This is a genomic window from Microcoleus sp. S28C3, from assembly GCF_036700785.1.
In the GTDB taxonomy this organism is placed as follows: Bacteria; Cyanobacteriota; Cyanobacteriia; order Cyanobacteriales; family Microcoleaceae; genus Microcoleus; species Microcoleus asticus.
On the sequence record NZ_JAUBPO010000249.1, the window covers coordinates 1 to 2837 of the forward strand.

A 2837-nucleotide genomic window follows, 5' to 3' on the forward strand; every position below is an offset into this window, starting at 1 on the left:
AATCAATCCTCAACATTTAAGAAATTGGTTTGCTAATTGTTGCTATTGTACTTCATAACAGCGGGAACCGCTGTAAATCAGAAGTTTCAAGAAAGGTAATCAATCGAATGAACATTGCTATTGTCGGAGGTGGCATTGGCGGTTTAGCAACTGCGATTGCCCTGCTCAAACACGGATTTAACGTGCAAGTCTACGAGCGGGCACAGGCTTTGCTACCCATAGGTGCAGGTCTGACCTTGACCCCAAACGGATTAAATAGTATTGACGCCATTCACCCAGGGATGGTTGAGTTGTTGAAACAAGCAGGCAGCCAACTGAAAACGCTTACCCTGAAGCGAAGCACCGGAGAGACGATCGCATTGCAGCAGCTCACGACCATGCAGCAATATGGACAACCTCTGTTGAACATTCAGTGGTCGCGTCTGCAAGCCATCCTCGCATCGGTACTGCCGCCAGATATTATCAATCTCAATCATCGATGTATCGGTTTTCAGCAGGATGAAAACAGTGTTGAAACTCATTTTGAAAATGGAAAAACAGTCCAGTCAGACTTGCTGATTGGGGCAGATGGCATCAACTCTATCGTCAGGCAAAAGCTAATCGGTGATGGTTCTCCTCTCTATGCCGGTCGAATGTCTTGGCGTGCCGTAATTCAATATCCCCACGAATTGTTATCTCCTGAGTCAGCAACCTTAATCACGGCACCCGATGGCAAAAATATCGTCCTAATTGATGTGGGTGACGGTTACACCTTTTGGAGTGCCGGTGCACTATTAACAGACGATTCTGTTTGTCAACGTGCAACTGATACCAAGGCTCGTGTTTTGGAGATATTTGCAGAGTGGACAGAGCCTGTCGAGGCGATCCTCAAGGCAACCCCTGCGGATGACATTGTGGAGCGACCTATCTGTGACAGAACCCCGTTACCACGCTGGAGCTCTGGCAGAGTAACGCTTTTGGCAGATGCCGCTCATCCAGTTGTGCCATCTCTGGGGCAAGGAGCAAACAGCGCATTTGAGGACGCTTACGAACTTGCAGAATGCCTTTCTTCAGCACCTAGCATTGAAGCCGCCCTGGAGGCTTACGAGCACAGTCGCATCCCTCGCCTAGAAGCGATTTATACTCAAAGTGCCTATGAGGGGAAAGTCTCCTACAAGCCAGAGAGCGAGACAAGATTCCGCGAAATGATGAAGCCGTCGCAAATGAATCCAGATAAATTTCAAGAATGGCTCTACAGCTACAAGCCTGCGTAAACCGTTGAAGATGTGCTGATTAAAAATGCTGGCATCATGCCGCGACCGGCACTCGAACATAATAAATAAAGGAGGTATTTAAGCTGGATTTATATTAAACTCTCAATACAGGTCTTTCGGGATTTTCGGGATTGGGAATTAGACGCTGATTTTTGCAATCTACTAGCAAATCTAAAGTTTCTAACACAGTTTGACCGATTAGCACCATATCGCCTAAAACCATTGCCGCCTCAATAGTTTCGCGCCCTTCTATTTCAATGATAACAGGTTCAGTCAATCCTACTGTTTCTTGTCTGCCATCAGCATATTTTGCTATTTCCTGACTCCGAATTCTTAAACCGAGCTGCTCTACTACATCCGCAGGTAACGCAGTTCTGACTGCGCCAGTATCTATGAGTGCTTCTGCTTCGTACACGCGCAACAGATTTGGATTGAGCACTCCTCGACTCACTAAGGCTTCATCAATGGCATTCGTTAGCTTGACTTTGACTCGAACTGCACCCATATTTTTGCTGGCTTGAGTTAAATCGCGATCGAGATTTATCATATCGCCTCTCTTTTCGTCTAGAAAGTCTACCTTTAATTCTAGCCATAATTTAAGGTATAGCAATCCTAAATCAATTGTAAAAACATTGGGCTTCACCCATCCTGATTAAGTTGGTATTAATTTATAATTTTTATCAAACAAGCCATACATATCTAACTTGGGAAAATTAAATACTTGAGAGTGAGTTACAAGCATAAATAGTTTTTTAATAAGTGGGAAAGTTCTACAGAGATACCAATGTTCTCTCAGAAATCTTTTGCCTTGAAGCCAAATATCTTCTACAGGGTTTTGCTCAGGTGAATTAGGTGCAAATAATTCACATCTTATCAACCATTCAGATTTTTCTAAATCCTGATTAACCAGGCCAAGATCATCTCGCATTTCTGCGTATTTATGATAACTTGCCCCATCCCAAAATATTAAAATTCTAGCTGCTGTATTTAGACTTTGAAGGTATTTTACAAACAAAACTGTATTTTCGGAATTTCCGGCTCCATATTCTTGCACAAAAAATTGTTTTGTTTGATAATTGAGAGCCCCAAAATATGTTTGTCTTTCTTTTTGATTTGTCATCGGTACTTCTACTCTGATCTTAGTCTTTCCCCAAACATATCCACAGACATCTCCCCAAAGTAGATGACATTCATCGATCATATATACCACAAGTCTTCCAGCTTCTATCTCTTCTCTGTTTTCTTCTAATATTTTTTCTATTTCTATCTTTTTTGTTTCTACCAATTTATCGTTTTTTTTAGGATTCTTTTTTTGAGTTTTTTTCCAGCTAATCTCGGCTTCATCAAATAATTGATAATAACTTTGATTTGATTTGAAACGAACATCATATTTGTCTTCTATGTATTCCCGAAGCTCCTGTAAGTTCAAAAACTCTTTAGCCTCTAAGTATGTGATAATCTCGGTTCGTTCTAATTGACTTAGATATGCTTTTGAGCCTTGATATTTCGGTTCTTCTGGGTTTTTGGTGAAAACCGTATAATGAGATACCACTACTTGATTTCTACCCTATGGATATTCATCTT

Annotated in this window: 3 protein-coding genes; 1 reads left to right on the forward strand and 2 read right to left on the reverse strand. The window is 41.6% G+C overall.

The window, feature by feature from the left end:
- Positions 1-107 precede the first annotated feature (107 nt).
- Positions 108-1253 (forward strand): FAD-dependent monooxygenase, encoded by a 1146-nt coding sequence (locus QUA13_RS32145; RefSeq protein WP_333205108.1) that lies wholly within the window; start codon positions 108-110, stop codon positions 1251-1253.
- Between the two features lie 94 nt (positions 1254-1347).
- Here QUA13_RS32145 and QUA13_RS32150 read toward each other — a convergent pair whose 3' ends face one another.
- Positions 1348-1896, reverse strand: a complete 549-nt coding sequence (locus QUA13_RS32150) for a retroviral-like aspartic protease family protein (RefSeq protein WP_333205110.1) — start codon at positions 1894-1896, stop codon at positions 1348-1350.
- Positions 1897-1905: 9 nt separating this feature from the next.
- On the reverse strand, positions 1906-2805 hold the full coding sequence (locus QUA13_RS32155; RefSeq protein ID WP_333205112.1) for an IS630 family transposase: 900 nt from the start codon (positions 2803-2805) through the stop codon (positions 1906-1908).
- Positions 2806-2837 lie beyond the last annotated feature (32 nt).

Excerpts from the sequence above, each read along its gene's own strand:
- QUA13_RS32145 (WP_333205108.1), top strand. The coding sequence starts at position 108 with ATGAACATTGCTATTGTCGGAGGTGGCATTGGCGGTTTAGCAACTGCG.